The organism is Streptomyces sp. NPDC002209, from assembly GCF_042890265.1.
Taxonomy (GTDB): domain Bacteria; phylum Actinomycetota; class Actinomycetes; order Streptomycetales; family Streptomycetaceae; genus Streptomyces.
Window position 1 is genome coordinate 41606 of record NZ_JBIARX010000016.1, and the last position, 16807, is coordinate 58412.

The 16807-nt window shown below is 74.3% G+C and carries 11 protein-coding genes; 7 read left to right on the top strand and 4 right to left on the bottom strand.

Translation table 11 applies throughout. The features are described 5' to 3' along the window. Window positions 1-18 precede the first annotated feature (18 nt). From ACFYXK_RS26305 to ACFYXK_RS26320, 4 genes are all read right to left on the bottom strand, one after another. A complete protein-coding gene (locus ACFYXK_RS26305) occupies window positions 19-1806 on the bottom strand; it encodes a S8 family serine peptidase (RefSeq protein ID WP_389413418.1) in 1788 nt (595 codons plus the stop codon). A gap of 610 nt (window positions 1807-2416) precedes the next feature. Continuing rightward, window positions 2417-6604 (bottom strand): trypsin-like peptidase domain-containing protein, encoded by a 4188-nt coding sequence (locus ACFYXK_RS26310; RefSeq protein WP_389413336.1) that lies wholly within the window; start codon window positions 6602-6604, stop codon window positions 2417-2419. Continuing rightward, a complete protein-coding gene (locus ACFYXK_RS26315; protein WP_389413337.1) occupies window positions 6553-6909 on the bottom strand; it encodes a CU044_2847 family protein in 357 nt (118 codons plus the stop codon). The genes ACFYXK_RS26310 and ACFYXK_RS26315 overlap by 52 nt, the downstream gene beginning before the upstream one ends. Before the next feature lie 195 nt (window positions 6910-7104). Then, on the bottom strand, window positions 7105-7851 hold the full coding sequence (locus tag ACFYXK_RS26320) for a DUF1838 family protein (RefSeq protein ID WP_389413338.1): 747 nt from the start codon (window positions 7849-7851) through the stop codon (window positions 7105-7107). Between the two features lie 112 nt (window positions 7852-7963). Here ACFYXK_RS26320 and ACFYXK_RS26325 point away from each other — a divergent pair, with 112 nt between their 5' ends. The 7 genes from ACFYXK_RS26325 (at window position 7964) to ACFYXK_RS26355 (ending at window position 16773) form a co-directional block, all read left to right on the top strand. Further along, entirely contained in the window at window positions 7964-8956 is a 993-nt protein-coding gene (locus ACFYXK_RS26325; protein ID WP_389413339.1) for a DUF1996 domain-containing protein, read from the top strand. 99 nt (window positions 8957-9055) lie between these two features. Beyond that, complete coding sequence (locus ACFYXK_RS26330) at window positions 9056-9652, top strand: sigma-70 family RNA polymerase sigma factor (RefSeq protein WP_053787647.1); 597 nt, start codon at window positions 9056-9058, stop codon at window positions 9650-9652. Then, window positions 9649-10377 carry an anti-sigma factor family protein gene (locus ACFYXK_RS26335; RefSeq protein WP_389413340.1) on the top strand — a complete coding sequence of 243 codons (729 nt, stop codon included), beginning with the start codon at window positions 9649-9651 and terminating at the stop codon, window positions 10375-10377. The genes ACFYXK_RS26330 and ACFYXK_RS26335 overlap by 4 nt, the downstream gene beginning before the upstream one ends. A gap of 152 nt (window positions 10378-10529) precedes the next feature. Continuing rightward, on the top strand, window positions 10530-13901 hold the full coding sequence (locus tag ACFYXK_RS26340; protein ID WP_389413341.1) for a hypothetical protein: 3372 nt from the start codon (window positions 10530-10532) through the stop codon (window positions 13899-13901). Between the two features lie 130 nt (window positions 13902-14031). Further along, entirely contained in the window at window positions 14032-15009 is a 978-nt protein-coding gene (locus ACFYXK_RS26345; protein ID WP_389413342.1) for a RimK family alpha-L-glutamate ligase, read from the top strand. Further along, a complete protein-coding gene (locus ACFYXK_RS26350; RefSeq protein WP_389413343.1) occupies window positions 15006-15803 on the top strand; it encodes a RimK family alpha-L-glutamate ligase in 798 nt (265 codons plus the stop codon). The genes ACFYXK_RS26345 and ACFYXK_RS26350 overlap by 4 nt, the downstream gene beginning before the upstream one ends. 115 nt (window positions 15804-15918) lie before the next feature. After that, window positions 15919-16773 (top strand): DMT family transporter, encoded by an 855-nt coding sequence (locus ACFYXK_RS26355; RefSeq protein ID WP_389413344.1) that lies wholly within the window; start codon window positions 15919-15921, stop codon window positions 16771-16773. The last annotated feature ends 34 nt before the right edge of the window (window positions 16774-16807 follow it).

The window sequence follows — 16807 nt, forward strand, 5'->3', positions numbered from 1 at the left end:
GTCCGTACTATCGGGCCTTCAGAAGCCGAGGCTCCAGTAGTCGATGAAGCCGGTGTCGCCGCCGGCGTTGTCGTTGACGCGGAGCTTCCAGGTGCCGTTGGCGACCTCGGACGAGGCGTTCACGGTGTACTGCTGGTTGATGTTGTCGGTGCCGCCGCCGGCCCGGTTGCTCAGGGTGTAGACCGAGCCGTCCGGGGCCACCAGGTCGACCTTCAGGTCACCGATGTAGGTGTGCTTGATGTCCACGTTGACCTTGAGCGCGGCCGGGGCGTTGCCCGCCACTCCGCTGACCGTGATCGGGCTCTCGACGGTGGTGTTGTCGCCGATGTTCACGTTCGTGGTGTTCTCGAAGGCCGGAGTGGTCGGCGAGGTCACGGCGTTGACGGTGGCGGCAGCGTCGGCGAGACCGGCGCCGCAGCCGCCGGTGCAGGTGCCGGCGAGCGGGCGGGCGTTGGCCTTGATGGCCGCCTCGACCTGCGCCGGGGTCAGCGAGGGCTTGGCGGCGACGACGAGCGCGGCGAGACCCGCGATGTGCGGGGCGGCCATGCTGGTGCCCTGGTAGGGCTTGTAGATCTCGGAGCCCGGGGTGGTGGCGCCGTTGTTCAGGGTGGAGAGGATGCCGTTCTCGGGGGTGGTGACGGTGCCGGGCGTGTCGGTGGCGCGGCGGGTCTCACCGCCCGGCGCGGCGATGTCGACCTTGGCGCCGTAGTTCGAGTAGAACGAGCGGTCACCGGTGCGGTTGGTCGCGGCCACGGAGACCACGTTGTTGCAGCTGGCCGGAGAGAAGCCGGCCGCGTCCGCGTTGCTGTTGCCGGCGGCGACCACGACGGTGGTGCCGCGGGCGACGGCCGCGTTGATCGCGTTCTGGTAGGACGCGGTGCAGGCGCCGGAGCCGCCGAGGCTCATGTTGATGACCTTGGCGGGGGTGGCGTTCGCCGGGATGCCCGCGACGGTGCCGCCGGAGGCCCAGGTGATGGCGTCGACGATGTCGGAGGTGGTGCCGCCGCACTTGCCGAGCACGCGGACGGGCTGGATCTTCGCGTTGTACGCGATGCCCGCGACGCCCTTGGCGTTGTTGGTGGCGGCGGCGATGGTGCCCGCGACGTGGGTGCCGTGCCAGGAGGAGCCGCTGGCCGGGGAGCCGGTGCCGCACTCGTTCGCGGCGCTCCAGTCGCCCTGGTCGGCCGGGTCGCTGTCGCGGCCGTTGCCGTCGCGGGCGCCGGTGGAGTCGCTGATGAAGTCGTAGCCGGCGACGATGTTCGGGGCCACGTCGGAGTGGGCCACGTAGCCGGTGTCGATCACGGCGACGGTGACGCCGGAGCCGGTGGTCTTGTCCCAGGCCGCCGGAACGTTCATGCCGGCGGTGGGCTCGAAGAGGTCCCACTGCTTGGCGTACTCGGTGTCGTTCGGGGTGGCCATCGCGTAGGCGCGGGAGTCCGCCTCGACGTACGCGACGTCCGGGTCGGCACGGAACTGGGCCATCACGTCGGCCGCCTCGGCGGGGGCGACGGAGCCGCCGAGGTTGACGAGGGCGGCACCGGTACCGAGGCGGCGGTCGAACTTCGCCTTCTTGTTGCCGGCCTTCTTGCCCTTGGCGGTGGCGTCGTCGGCCGCGGCCTTGTTGGAACTGGCCTCGGTGGCCGAGGACTTGTAGCCGACGATCAGGTTCTGCACCGGCGCGGCAGCGGGGGCGGCGGGCGCGCCCGCGGCCGGGAGGGTGGAGGCGGCGGCCGGGGCCGGCGCGGGCTCCGCACCGGTCAGGGCCACGGAAGCGGTGGCGGAGCCGGCGAGCAGGGTGACGGACATCGCCACCACGGATATGAGCCTGCGTCTCGTTGCGTGCACGGTGTTCCCTTTCGCGAGCCGTTTCCGGGCAAGCCGGAGCGGGCGGTTGGAGCTGTGTGGGAGGTGAACCGGCGGCTACGGGGCCGGGGACGGGTTGGTCACGCCCGTCCCGGCCACCGCTGCTCGCCGCGTTGCCCCGGCCGCTTCGGCGGGGCAGGGGCAACGGCGGTGCGGGCGATCCCCCCGGCCGTACGGCTTCACACCATGTGGGGTTGGCGCGGGGTCCGTTCGGGGTGGGAAAGATCGCCGGTGGGCAGACAGTAGGCAACGCGAGGATGAACCCGATACCGGGAAAACCCTTGTCCACCCCCCTGACGCCCCCCTACACCTCCCCGGGACCCTACCTCCCGCCCTCCTGGGCCCTCCCGCGGGGGTGTCCCGCCCAGCGCGGGCCGACCACGCCTCGAGGCGTCCTCCGGCGGCAGCCGCAGAGCGGGCTCAGGACAAAAGCCGGCATGCCTCCCAACCCGGGCAGGACCCCAGCCCGCAGCCCGGCACGGCCTGCCCCCGGTGAGGGGTCAGGCCGTGCCGGGCTGCGTTCGTTCGAGGTCCCGTGCGCCGCGGGGCGGCCTCAGCGGGTCGGGCAGACGCGGCCGACCGACCTGAGTTCGTCCTCGGTGAGGTTCCGGTTGACGGACCGGCAGATCTCCTTGATCGATGCATCGGGATCGCGGACGACCCACAGCCGCACCGTCGCGTCCTCGCTGCCGCTGGCAAGGGTGCCGGAGCCGAACATCACCGACTCCACCACGGCGGTGTGGCCGGACAGCTTGCTGCGGACCTTGCGCGTGGCCACGTGCCACAACCACACGTCCGAGTCGTCGCTGCCGGTGGCCAGCGTTTGTCCGTCCCTGCTGAACGCCACCGCGTGCACCGGGTACGTGGAGCGCGGCAGGGTGCTGCGATGCCGGCCGGTGTCCCCGTCCCACAACTTCACGGTGCCGTCGCGGCTGCCCGTGGCCAGGGTGCGCCCGTCGGGGCTGAACGCCACCGAGCCCACCTCGCCGGTGTGGCCGGAGGGCGTTCGGAGGAGGTTGCCGGTCTTCACGTCCCACATCCGCACCGAGCCGTCGGTGCTGCCGGTGGCCAGGACGTGCCCGTCGGGGCGGAAGGCCACCGAGCTCACCGGCTTGCCGGTGCGGCCGGACAGCGTTCTGAGGAGCTTGCCGCTCTCCCCGTCCCACAGCCGCACCGTCTTGTCGTCACCGCCGCTGGCGAGGACGCCGTCCTTGCTGAACGCCACGGAGCGCACCGCCCCGGTATGCCCCGGCAGCGCGCGGGCCGTGCCCGTGTCCAGGTCCCACAACCGCACCGTCCTGTCGTCACCGCCACTGGCGAGGGTGCGCCCATCGGGGCCGAACGCCACCGCCCGCACCGGGCCGCCGAGGGCGGGAAGCGTTCTGCGGAGCCTGCCGGTCTTCACGTCCCACAACCGCACGGTCTTGTCGTCACTGCCGCTGGCGAGCGTGCGCCCGTCCGGACTGACCGCGACCGACCGGACCGCGCCGGTGTGACCGGACAGCGGGGGGCGGGCCATGTCCGTGTCCGTGTCCCACAGGCGCACCGTCCTGTCGTCACCGCCGCTGGCGAGCGTGCCGTCCCGGCCGAACGCCACCGACCACACCCCGTCCCCGTGGCCGAGCAGCGGGGGGCGGCTCGTGCCTGCGTGCAGATCCCACAACCGCACCGTGCGGTCGGAGTTGCCCGTGGCCAGAGTGCGCCCGTCCGGGCTGAACGCCACCGACCACACGCTGTCGCCGTGGCCGGCCAGCGGCGGGCGGCTCGTGCCCGCCTCCACGTCCCAGAGCCGCACGGTGCCGTCGAGGCTGCCGGAGGCGAGCGTGCGCCCATCGGGGCCGAACGCCACCGACTCCACCGCTCTCGTGTGGCCGGACAGCGTCCGCGCCGTACCCGCGTCCACGTCCCACAACCGCACCGTGCCGTCCTCGCTGCCGCTGGCGAGCACGCCGTCCCGGCCGAACGCCACCGAGACGACCGGTCCGGTGTGGCCGGACAGCGTACGCGCCGTACCGGCGTCCACGTCCCACAACCGCACCGTGCCGTCCTCGCCGCCGCTGGCGAGGACGCCGTCCCGGCCGAACGCCACCGACCGCACGGCGCCGGTGTGGCCGGACAGCGTTGTGCGGAACCCGCCGGTCTTCGCATCCCACAACCGCACCGTCCTGTCGCCGCTGCCGCTGGCGAGCGTGCGCCCGTCGGGACTGAACGCCACGGCCCGTACCGCGCCGCCGTGGCCGGACAGCGGGGGGCGACTCGTACCCGTGTCCACGTCCCACAACCGCACCGTCCTGTCGGTGCTGCCGGTGGCGAGCGTGTGCCCGTCGGGGCTGAACGCCACCGACCACACCGCTCCCGTGTGGTCGGACAGGCGCCGCCGCAGCGGGAGGGCGGCGGCAACGTCCAGACTCTTGATCGACTCGAGGGTGTGCCTCTCCCGGTACGCCTTGATGGCCAGCAACGCGGCAAGGTCGGGGTTCGCGCTGATGAGCGTCTCGGACTGGGCGGCGAGCTCGCGGGAGAGGGCCGTACGGCGCTGGACCTCGGCCGCCCGCCACTCCCAGACGGCTCCGCCCACGGCGACGAGCGCCATGACGAGCAGGGCGGCAAGGATCACGATGGTGATCTTGCTGCGCCGGATGACGGCCAGTTGGCGCTGCTGGCTCGCCGCGAGGAAGTCCCAGATGTCGCGCGGCAGGCGGCGTTGCTGCTGCCACTCGAGGCCTTCGGCGAGTGCCGTCCCCCCGAGGAGGTCCCCCGGATCGCTCCTCTTCTTCCAGCGTTCCTGCCGTTCGCGGGTGCCCTCGAGCCAGTCCTGGAAGCGGTGGTCCTGGCTGACCCAGTCGCGCAGCGTGCCCCAGTCCTGGATGAGTGCGTCGTGGATCAGTTCGGCGACCGGCGGGCCGGCCGGCGTGTCGGCGCCGTCGGGGCTGCGGGGCGTGTGCGTGGTGATGATGCGGTAGCCGGTGAGGGCCTCCAGCACCTCGTCGACGGCCCCGCCGGCGTCGGGGCCGGCGTGGGGGTCGGCCGCCAGGTCGCGCAGGTCGTGCAGGGGGACCTGCGCGCGGATCGCGGGAATGTGGTGGGCCGGGTCGGCCGGCCGCACCAGAGAGGTCAGGATCCGCTGCGCGACGAGCCGGTGATCGGGGGGCAGCTGGTTGAGGGCCGTCTCGCACCACGTGGTCATGCTGCCCCTGACTCCGCCGATGCGCCGGTACGCCTCGTGCGTGAGGTATCCGTCCTGGCGCCTCTGCCACAATTGACTGAGCGTCAGCTCCAGTAGGGGGAGTGCCGTGACGGGTGCCTCGCGGGTCGCAGCGCCCTCGGGCGCGATGTCCAGGACGTCGCTGATGATCTCCTCGGGCAGCCCGTGCTGGAAACGGGCCCCCAGGTCCTCGGCGGGCTTGGTGATGATGTCGTGCAGGTCTTCCTGGCTCAGCGCACTCGGTACGTTGAGGAGCCCCGGCATCGCCGCCTCCACGATCCGGGCCAGGGCCGCCAGCTGGGGGTAGAAGTCGTCACGCATGACCAGGATCACGCTCAGCTCGGCATGCGACTTCACCGCTTCGGCGATCTGGTCCGTCGCGGCCTGGCGGTGTGCGTGCTGCCGGCCGTTGCCGGACGGAGCGAGCAGCTCTTCGAACTGGTCGATGACCAGGACGACGCGCTCGTAGGCGGGTTCGGCCTCGAGTCTGCGGGTGACGGCTGCGGCGATCCCGTCGGTGGCGGCCCCCGGAAGCCCGGCGCGCTCGATCTCGAGCAGCAGGTTCTGCCGCGGCCGGGCGACGACGTGCAGCCAACGGTCGCTGCCGGGCAGTCCGCCCTGCGCCAGCACGGGCAGGACGCCGGCTTCGACCAGGGAGGACTTGCCCGAACCGGAGGGGCCGAGCAGCAGGGTCACCCGCCGCTGCCGGGCCAGGCTCGCGATGACCTGCCGTACGGCGTCCTTGCGGCCCTCGAACCAGTGGGCCTGCTCCGCGGTGAACGGCTCCAGCCCCTGGTAGGGGCACACGTCCTGCTCCACCAGACCGGGCCAGACCTCGCGCAGGACCCGTACGGGGGTGACGTAGGCGATGCCCAGCCCCCGATCGTGCTCGTCCGGGGCGGTGATCTCGGTGAGCATGCCGATGACCAGGCCGGTCTTGGTGTCGAGGATCGGCCCGCCGCTGAACCCGGTGGTCAGGGAGTTGGCGTCGGTCAGCTGGAGGCGCTCGCTCCTGCCCTCGATGGCCGGCAGCCAGTTCCCGGCCCGACCGTAGCCCCAGTGTCCGCCCGGCGGTGCCTGGGCGGGGAACCCGAACGAGACCACCTCGTGGCCCTCGCTGCCCGCGGCAGAGCCCAGCGCAAGCGGCTCCACGTCCGGCGGGGCGCTGCTCAGGCGGACGACGGCCACGTCCTCGTGCTCGGGGGCCCGCCACGGCTCTTCGAGGACCTGTCCCTCGACCCGGGGCGCGCCGGCCGCGCGCGGGAAGACCAGCTGCAGGCTCCCGCCGGGCCCGGATCCGGCGCCGGTGACGACGTGCGCGCAGGTGACGAGGACGTCCCTGGCCACCAGGAAGCCCGCGCCGGCCACCGCCCCGCCGGCACCGAGGATCTGGGCCACGGCAGGCGGGATTCCCGCTCCCGGGGTGTGGGCGCCCTGCGGCCCCCCGGTGGCATCCGGCCCCTCGGCAGCGCTGTCCACCCGGGTCAGCCCCTGCTGCCGTCCGGGCCCGGTCGTGCGGCGGCGGACGCCTTCCATGCCACGGTCACGTTCAAGTGGCAGCCGGCGCCGGTCTTGGTGATCACCGCCCCGGCCTCGAACGCGAGGTCGACACCGAATCCGACCACGATCTCGTCGGGCCGGGCCTTGCGCAGTTGGTCGAGCGTGGCGCGGACCGCCTCCGTGATCGGAACCAGCGCCTCTTGCAGCGTCTCCGGCAGGTCGTGGATGGCGTCGGCGAGGCGACCGGCCTTCACCGGCCCCTCCAACGCCACCGATCCGGGCGTGGCCTCGATCAGAAGGCCGCCCCCGCCGTCCAGGGCGATCCGAGCCAGAGTTGCCACAACTCCTCCTCCACCCGCGCTGTTGGGCTGAGGCCGCTCATGGCCGCGAAGCGGGACGGCGATGGCGTCGGGCGTCGGCGGCCCGTGCGATCGAGCGATCTGCGCGCGCGTACGAGCCCGCTGCCGGGTCCCGACCATCATCGTCGGGCCCGGGCACGTGCCGCATCCCGGGCTGGGCCGTACGGGGCCGGCCCGTCAGGACCGCGGCTGCGGTTCGTGGTGCCTGCGGAAGTAGGTCCAGCTGTTCTCGTTGGGTTCGGTCCACTTCTCCGGGGCGTGCGCGTACTCGGGGTGGTGGGCGGCGATGTGGGCACGGGTGCGCTCGGGGACCTCGGCGTAGGAGGCGAGCTTGCGGCCCCGGCAGTGGAAGGTCAGTCCGCCCGGCCTCTGGCCCTGTTCCATCCAGGGCAGCCACGGGGACATCCGCATCCAGGACATGGTGCACGGGACGCCGGGCTCGTCGGTGGCGAGCACCGAGCGCGGCGCGAAGAACTGGAAGAGCTCCAGCGCCCTGTACGTGTCGTCGGCGGAGTTCAGCGGGTAGTCGGCGACCGGCAGCGGCGAGGGGTGGGCGAGCGGGATCTCCAGGCTGAAGCAGACCTGGTCCCCGAGCTCGGTCAGCGGGACCGGGAACGGCCGCAGCCGCAGATTGGCCGGATCGTTCCAGATGTGGATCACCGGCTTGCCCTCCCAGGTGTCCAGGATCTCCCGGGTCTGCGGATCCAGGTAGAACGCGGCCTCCCTGGTGAGCAGTTGGAAGCCGCCGCTCTCCGGGTCCTCGACGAGGCGGGCGACGTTGACTCCTTCGAAGCCGAAGAGGCGCCGGTACGGCTGGTCCGGGGCCCAGGAGTGGACGTCCCCGGACCACCAGAAGGTCACCTCGGCCCCGTCGAGCGAGGCGCGGGTGCGGGCGAACGCGTGCAGGAGCTCAGCGGGTGTCATGCCGGGTACTCTGCGCGGTCGCCCGCCGGCTCGGCAAGCTTGCGGGCCGCGGCCTGGCCGACATGCGGATGGCAGGTTGACGCTGCGGCGCGCAGCGGCGACCGTGACCCGCATGCGGAACGAACGCCGACTGCTCACACTGCTCGTCTGCCTGGTGCTCGGCATCGGGCTGACCGCCGCCGTGCTGGGCGCTGCCCGGGTGGCGAGCCCCGACGGGACGGTGCATTCCGGGATGAACTCCCGTGACTACGTGGACATACAGGACGTACCGCTCGGCCCCCGCGAGCCGTCGGCGGGGCCCGACGCCTCGACGGGCACCGTGACGGTCGACTGCGGGCGCAACGAGGAGCGCCACTACAACGAGGACAACCTGGTGGTGTCGCCGGGACTGCGCTCGGGCGCCCACCACACCCACGCGTACGTGGGGAACCTGTCCACGAACGCGATGTCGACCGACGCCTCCCTGGCCGCCGCCGCGACCAGCTGCCGCGGGGGCGACCGGTCCACGTACTACTGGCCCGTCCTGCGCCGGCTGGACCGGGCGGGCAGCCACCCGCACGAGAGCTCCGCCGGGCACGGCAACTCGGGCGAGATCCTGCCCGAGGCGGCGGTCTCCGTGGAGTTCCGCGGCAGCCCGGTGGGCAAGGTCGTGCCGATGCCGCGCTTCCTGCGCGCGATGACCGGCGACGCGGTGGCGTACACGGCCGCGAGCGACGCCGACGTCCGCGCCCGCTGGGGCTGTTCCGGTACCCCCGGCCGGTTCACCACCCGCTACCCGCGCTGCCCCGCCGGTGAACGCCTCACCCGGACGCTCGTCTTCCCCAGCTGCTGGAACGGTCTGGACACCGAGAGCCCGGGCCACCGCTCGCACCTGGGCTTCCCCGCGGCCAACGGCGTCTGCCCGCAGGGCACCTTCGCCGTTCCGCAGCTGCGCATCTCCCTCGCGTACGAGGTGGCGCCGGGCGTGCCCGTCGCCGTCGACTCGTTCCCCGAGCAGCGGCACAGCCCGAAGACGGACCACGCGATGTTCGTGGACGCCATGACGGACGGGCAGATGGCCGCGATCGTCGCATGCCTCAACGAGGGGCTCGGCTGCCGCACCTGAGGACCACCCCGTCGAAGTGACGGGGGTCACATGAACCAGGTCCCGTCGGGCGGCGTGTTCTGTCCGCACCAGATGGGCGAGGAAGACGGAGAGGGTGAGATGGCCGGACCACTGTGGCCCCGCACGCGGCGGGGCTCGACCGACGAGGCATTGATCAGGTCGGTCTACGAGGAGCACGGCCACGCCCTGCTCGCCTACGCCACCCGGCTGACGGGGGACCGGGCCACGGCCGAGGACGTCGTCCAGGAGACCCTCATACGGGCCTGGCGGCATTCCGAGGTCCTGGTCAACGGAAAGGGTTCGGTGCGCGGCTGGCTGCTGACGGTGGCCCGCAACATCATCACCGACCGCTACCGGGCCAAGGCCGCCCGCCCCGCGGAGGTTTCCGGGGCCGCAGCCGCTCCCCCGGTCGAGCTGGACCACGCCGATTCGGTGGTGGACACGATGACCGTGCTGGGTGCGCTCGACCAGCTGTCCCCGGAGCACCGGGACGTGCTGAAGGAGTTGTACTACCGCCAGCTCAGCGTGGCCGAGGCGGCCGACAGCCTGGGCATCCCGGCGGGCACGGTCAAATCACGTGCGCACTACGCCCTCAAGGCGCTGCGCGAGGTGTTCCGACAAGGCAGTACCAGGGAGGGCAATCGAATGGGCAGGCCGCCCCAGCAGCCCGCCGGACTGCGTGAGGTGGTGGCATGAACCGGCAGCGGCACGAGGAGGAACTGCTCGGCCCGTACGTTCTCGGCGTCCTGGAGGCGGAGGACGTGCGCCGGGTCGAAGAGCACATGAGCGGCTGCGTGCAATGCCGTGAGGAGGTGGCCGCGTTGCGCGAAATGGAAGCGGCATTGGGCGAGGTGCCTGTGGAGGCCTTCCTCGACGGACCGCCGCAGGGCGGTGATCTGCTGCTCCAGCGCACGCTGCGGCAGATGCGGGGCGAGGCGTCGGGCGAGCGGCGCCGACGCTGGAGCGTCGCAGGACTGGCCGCGGCGGCTTCGCTGGCCGCCGTGTTCTGGGCCGGGGCGCAGCTGGGCTCCGCGGACGGCGGGCCGGTCGCCCAGCCGCTGCCGCCGGCGCCGACGGTCACGGCGCAGCCGTCACCCCCGGTGGCGGGCACGAAGGTGGCCTCGGCCACCGACCCGGGCAGCAACGCGCGGATGACCGTGCAGGTCACGCCCGCCGCCAAGTGGGTACGGGTGCACGCGGCCGTGGCGGGGATCCCGCCGGGCGAGCGCTGCCTGCTGATCGTCGTCGGGAAGGACGGCAAGCGCACCTCAGCGGGCAGCTGGGTCGTCGGCAGCCAGAACGGCGAGGGCAAGGGCGCCTCGCTCGACGGCTCGGCGGCGGTGGACCCGGCCAACGTCAAGGAGGTCGTGGTCGAGAACGAGTCGGGCAAGCGGTTCGTGTCCGTGCCCATGCCGGTGTAACCCGGCGCAACCCCGCCGACGGGGGGGGTGACGACGGGAGAGGAGCCCGGGCGGCCGAGTGACGGCCGCCCGGGCTCGTTGCCGCGCACGGCCACGCGCATGCCGCCGGGAAACCGTTTCTCCTCGTCAGCCCCGGTGGGCACACTGAACCCATGCCAGATCCAGTCGAACACCTGCTCGCCGCACTCGATCCGCTCCCGCACGCCGACCGGTTGCGGCTGCTCGCCACCACCGCCCGGGACCTCGCCCGCAGTGGCGAACTGCCCGGCGTACTGGACGGCCTGGCCGGCCGGGGCCGCTACGAACGTCGGCTGGCCGCGCTGGCGGCCCTGGCGGGGCGGCAGACCGAGTACCTGGCGCAGCGGCTGGCCGACCCGGACCCCACGGTGCGGTCCTTCGCCCACCGGGCCGTACGCACCCTGCCCGTGCCGGACGAGGCGATCGAGGCGGCGTACGAAGACGCCTCCGCAGAGATCCGCCGGCAGCTGACGCGGGCCGTGCTCCGCGGCTCGCGCCGGGAGCTCGCGCAGCGGCTGACGCCCGTCCTGCGGGCCCAGTGGGGCGACGGCGAGGCCGCCTGTCTGCTCCCGGCCTGCGGGCCGGAGTTCGTCTCCGCTCTGCTTCCGGAGCTGGCCCACGCCGTCACGCACTGGGGGCGGCTGGGCCGCTGCCATCCCGGCCCGGTGCTGGACCAGGCGGCGAGCGAACTGGCGGAGCTGCCGGAAGGGCTGCGCGCGAGCTGGTGGGACCGTCAGGCTCCGGGGCTGGCCGCGGCCCTGCCCGCCGAACCGGAGCGCGTGCTCGGCCTGCTGGAGCAGTACGGGCCGGGCGTGCTGCCCCGGCGCCTGGAGGACCGGATCGGCGATCTGATCGCCGCGGACGCGGAGCGGTTCGTCCGCTGGCTGACCGCCCCGGATCGGGCGGACGGGTACCGGGAGCACCTCCTTGCGCCCTCCCGGCTGCGGCAGCTCGTCCGGGCCGATCCGCCGTCCCTGCCCGCCCTGGGCCGACGCTGGGCCGGGCGCCCCGCGTACCTGGCCGCGCTGTTGAAGGCGCTGCCTCCGGGCCGGCGCGCGGCGTTCCACGACGCGGCCACCGGGCACGTCCCCGCCCCCGACGGGACGGTTCCCGACGACGTCCTGGCCGTGCTCCCGCGCGAGCGCCGCCAGGCCGTGGCGCGGCGCCGAGCGGACCGCGCCCGCCGGGAGGCCTGGGCGACCGACCGGCTGCTCGAAGCGGTCGCGCATCTTCCGGTCGACGAGGCCCGGCCGGAACTCCTCGCCAGGACGCGGAGCTCCGATGCCGATACCCGCCGGGCGGCCTGGCCGAGGCTCGTCGAGAACGCGGTCCACGCGCGCGACGCCGAAGCGCTGGGCGAAGTGCTCGAACTGATGACACGGCGGCTGCGCAACGACCGCGACCCCGTGCGCTCGGCCGCGCTGGCGGCGCTGGCCCGGGTGCCGTTGCCGCTGCTGGCCGCCGAGGCGTCGGTCGCCTGCCTGGACCGGATCGCCGTGGACGCCGTCGAGGCGCGCGACTGCTCCGCCGCGACGCACGGGGCCCTGGAGCGCCTGGTGTGCGCGGTGGTGGAGGACCCGGCTCCCCCCTCGGCGCTGCTCGACTGGGCGCTGCGCGCCCTCCACGGGCTGGTCGCCCGCAGCGGCCGCCTCGTGCACGGCGCGTACGGGAGCGTGCTGCCGCCCGGCCGGGCGCAGCGGATCCTCGACGTCCTGCGTCCCTGGCTCGACGCCCGCGCCGCCCAGGGCGAGTACGCGCCGCTGCTCACGTTCGCGGCCCACCTGGGAGAGCGCGGCCACCGCATGCCGGAGCTCCAGCGGATGCTCGACGAGGCTCGCCTGCGGTGCACGGACGGGTTGTTCCCGCAGTTCGCCCGGGTCTGGCTGTCGGATCCGGCTACGCGCGGCGAGCGGGTGGCCGCGCTGCTGGAGCAGGAGCCGTCGGCGGTCGCACTGGAGCCCGTACTGGACGCGCTGTCGGCGCACCGCACCGATCTGCTGGACTCCGTACTCGCCGCGCGCCCGCCGTACGGCCGGTTCCTGCGGGAGGGAGCGGTGCGGCCGCTCCCCCGGTTCGACTGCGCGGACCGGTGGGTGCCCCGCCAGCAGGAGGAGGCGGCCTGGCTGGCCGAGGTCGCCGTCGGCGACGAAGCCAGGGCGGCGTACCAGCGGGCGGACGTCCTGCGCGGCGCGGCGCGGATCCCCGACCACGGGCTGGAGCTCGTGCGACGTCACGCGCGCTCGGCGGACACCCGGCTCGCGGAGACGGCGCTGGCCGCCGCGGCGTGGACGGTGGAGCCTGCGCTGGTCCTGCCCGAACTGCTCGCGCACGCGGGCGACGACCACGCCCGGGTCGCGGTGTACGCCGCCGGGCGGGCGGCGGCGGGGACTTCCCCGACCCGGCTCGCGGAGCTGCTGGACGGGCTGTTGGCCGCGCCCTCGGGCGTCAAGGTGACCAGCCGCAAGGAAGCGGCCCGGCTGACCGCGCGGTTCCTGCCGCCCCGCCGGGCCGCGGTGCTCCTGGCGCGCATCGCCGGCGGCGCCGACAGCCACCCCGACGTGGTGACCGCCGCCGTGAGCCTGGCGATCGGGCTCCTGGGGACCGGGGAGGTCTGGCCCCTGCTGGAGACGGCTGCGCAGAGCGGAACCCCGGAGGCCGGGGCGGTGATCGCGGGTACCCCGGCGCTGTGGGTGGCGCCGCAGCACCGGCCGCGCTTCGCCCGGCTGGTGGCGCTGCTCGCCGCCTCTCCCCACCGCTCCGTGGCCGCTCGGGCGATCGAGGAGCTGCCGGACTGGGTCGCGTACGCACCCGAGGTCGCGGACCCCGTACGGCGCGCGGTGTGCGACCTGTCGCCGGACCCCGGGTGGAAGGGCGCGGCCGCGGCGCTGGAGAAGATCGCCGGTTCGGGGCTGCCGCACCCCGTCGGCGGCGGTGAGCCCGGGAGCCAGTTCCACCGTGCCGTGGACGGGCTGCTGGCCGTCGTACGGTCCGGTGACGACGCGGAGGCGGAAGCCGAGCGCGATCTGCCGGCCCTCCAGCGGGTGCGGTTCCTGAGCCGGAGCGTCTCTGCGGAGCACCGGGAGCTGCGCGCCGCCCTGGTGCGGCAGCTCGACGGTGAACCCGCCCTGGCCACGGACCGCGTGGCGCTGCTGCGGCGTTCGGTCGACCTGCGCGCGGACCTGCCGGAACTGCGGGCGGCCCTGGACGCCCTCGCGGCGGCCCACGAGGGCCGGCCCGGGCTGGCCGCGTCGACCGCGGGCTCGCTGCGCGACGGGAACCGGCACGGCGACCGGGTCGGGGACCCCGCCGTGGTGCTGGAGGCCGTACGCGGCCTCGCAGACGACGGCGCCCCGGTTCCGGGGTTGTTCGCCGTCGCGCTCACCTCGGCGATGGGCGGTCGCTGCGGCTGGCCGGCCGAGTGGCGTGCGCTGCTGCGGGAGCTGAGGAGGCACGCGCACCTGGAGGTACGGGACGCGGCACTCGTGGCCACCACGCACCCCGAGTGACCGGCGGCCGCAGGCCAAAAGGCCCGCATCCCCATCCGGACCGATCATCACATTGCGGTCCATGACATCCTGTGACGTCACAACTCGCCGGACGGGATCGGCGGACGTCCGGGGAATATGGGGAAGGTCGATGAGGCTCTGCTTCCTGGTGGAGGAGCACTACCGCCACGACGGCATGCCGAACGAGGTGATCCGGCAGCTGACCGCTTGGGGGCACCGGGTCGACGTGGTGCGGCCGGGCGGCTCGTTGCTGCGGATGACCGAGGTCGTGGCCTCGGGCACGCACGACGCCTGGGTGCTCAAGACGGTGTCGGGCGGGCCCGGGCTGACCCTGCTGGAGGCCGCGGCCGCGGCAGGGGCGACCACGGTCAACGACGCCCGCTCGATCCGGGGCGTACGGGACAAGGCGCTGGCCGCCGCCATCGGCCGGACGCGGGGGCTTCCGATGCCCCCGACGTACGCCGTGGCGCAGCCGGAACTGCTGCGGGAGATACCGGCGGCGGAGTACCCGCTCGTCGTCAAGCCCGCGGACGGCAGCTCCGGGCGGGCCGTGCACCTGGTGTCCTCGCCCGCGGAGCTCGAGGCGGTCCTGCCCGCGCTGGCGGGCGAGCACATGCTCATCGCCCAGCCGTACGTGCCCAACTCGGGCACCGACATCAAGGTGTACGCGGTCGGCGGGGAGCTGTTCGCCACCGAGCGCTGCTCGCCCCTGCACCCGGATCCGGCGGTGCGGGAGCGGCGCGTACCGCTGTCGGCCGAGGTGGCGGCGATCGCCGCACAGGTGGGGGCGGTCTACGGGCTCGACCTGTACGGGGTCGACGTGCTGCTCGGTCCGGACGGGCCCGTGGTGGTGGACGTGAACGACTTCCCGAGCTTCCGTCAGGTCCCGGACGCGGCGGCCCGGGTGGCCCGGGCCGTACTCGGGCTGGCACGGACGGGCAGCCCGGCGGCAGCGGCGGCAGCCGTGTGCCGGCCGCGGGCGCCGCACCAACTGCCCGTCTCGATCCCGGCGCAAGGGTCGCCCGTACAGGCGTCCGCGGTGCCGGGGGCGCCGGTACAGGCGTCCGCGGTGCAGGCGTCCGCGCGGGCCGGCGAGGCCGCCCTGTGAGGGTCTGCCTGGTCACGCCGGAGCCCGGCCATCCGCTGCTGGCCGCCGCCGCGGCGCTGCTCGAAGCCGCCGGGCACCGGGTGGAATCACTGGATCCGGGTGCGGTGGACGCAGCCCCCGCGGACCTGGCCGACGTCTACCTGCTGAAGTCGAAGACACCGCAGGGCCTGGACCTCGCGCGGGAGCTGGAGCGGCGCGGGGCCCCGGTGCTGAACTCCGCGGCGGCGACCACGCTCTGCCAGGACCGCACCGAGATGGCGGAGCTCGCCCTGCGCGCCGGTCTGCCGTTCGCGGGCACCCGCACGTACGGCTCCCTCGCGGCCTGGGCTGCGGATGAGCCGCTCGGCGGCTCGCCCCTGGTGGTCAAGAGCCGGCACAGCCGCAGGCACGATCTGGTCGCCCGGGTCGACGACGACGCCCGGCTGCGCGAGCTGGCGGACGCCTGGCCGCAGGAACCGGTCGTGGTCCAGGAGTTCGCGCCCAACAGCGGCTGGGACCACAAGCTGTGGGCGATCGGCGACCGGGTCTTCGCCGCCCTGCGCCGCTCCGAGCTCGCACCGGAGGGCAGCGGTCCGGCCCGGTCGCTCCCCCTGGCCGAACTGCCGCCCGGCTGGGCGGACCTGGTGCTGCGGACCGGCGAGGCGTTCTCGCTCGACGTCTACGGGGTGGACCTCATCGACACCGGCGACGGCAGTCCGCTGATCGTGGACGTCAACGCCTTCCCCGGCATCCGCGGCCAGGCCGGCGCCCCCCGGGCCCTGGCCGCACTCGCCCTGGCCCGGGCCGCCGGCTAGACGGCCTGGGTCGTGGCGTCGAAGTACCGTCAGGGGCCCCAGCCGGGCGGGGGAATCCGACCCGGCGGGGCGTGTCGGGGGCCGGGGGTGCGGCGGGGGCCGTGAGGATCGGCGGATGGGCGTCGTGCTGCCGGTCCTCTTCGCGCTGTTCGCGGCGCTCAGCAATGCGCTGGCCACCGTGCTCCAGCGGCGGGCCGCGCTGACCGTGCCGCAGAGCAAGGGCTTCCGGTTCGGCCTGGTCCTCGACCTGCTGAGGCGGCCCGTGTGGATCGCCGGGATCCTGGCCGTGATCGCGGCCGGGGTCGGGCAGGCCGCGGCGCTGGCCACCGGTGCGCTGGTCCTCGTCCAGCCGCTGTTCGTGCTGGAGCTGCCGCTCGCGCTGCTCATCGCCTCACTGGTGGCCCGGCGGCGGCTGCCGGGGGCACTGTGGCTCGCCGTGGCGGGGGTGGTGGCCGGGCTCGGGGTGGCGCTGGCCGCGGCCTCCCCCGCCGGGAACCGGACGCACGTGCCGATCGACCGGTGGATCCCGGCCCTCGCCGTGTGCGCGGCCGTCGTCGCGGCGCTCGCGGTGGCCGGGCTGCGCCGCCCGCCGGGGCGCGCCCGGGCCGGCTGCCTCGGCGCGGCCACCGCCGTCTGCTACGCGCTGACGGCCGCCCTGATGAAGCACTCCGTGTACGTCCTGACCGAGGGCGGCATCGTGGCCTTCCTGACCACCTGGCAGACCTACGCCTTCGGCGCGACCGGCATCTGCGCCCTGCTGCTGCTCGAACACGCCATGCAGGGCGGGCCGCTGGTCGCCTCGCAGCCCGCGCTGACTCTGGGCGATGCGGGCATCAGCATCGCGCTGGGCGTGGTCCTGTACGAGGAACACCTGCGGGCGGGGTGGTGGCTGCTCCCCCAACTGCTGGGCGTGGCACTGATCTGTGCGGGCGTCGTCGCCCTCGCGCGGGCCGGTACGGGTGCTCCCTGACGCCGGCGTCGGGTGCGGGGTAGCGTGCCGGGCA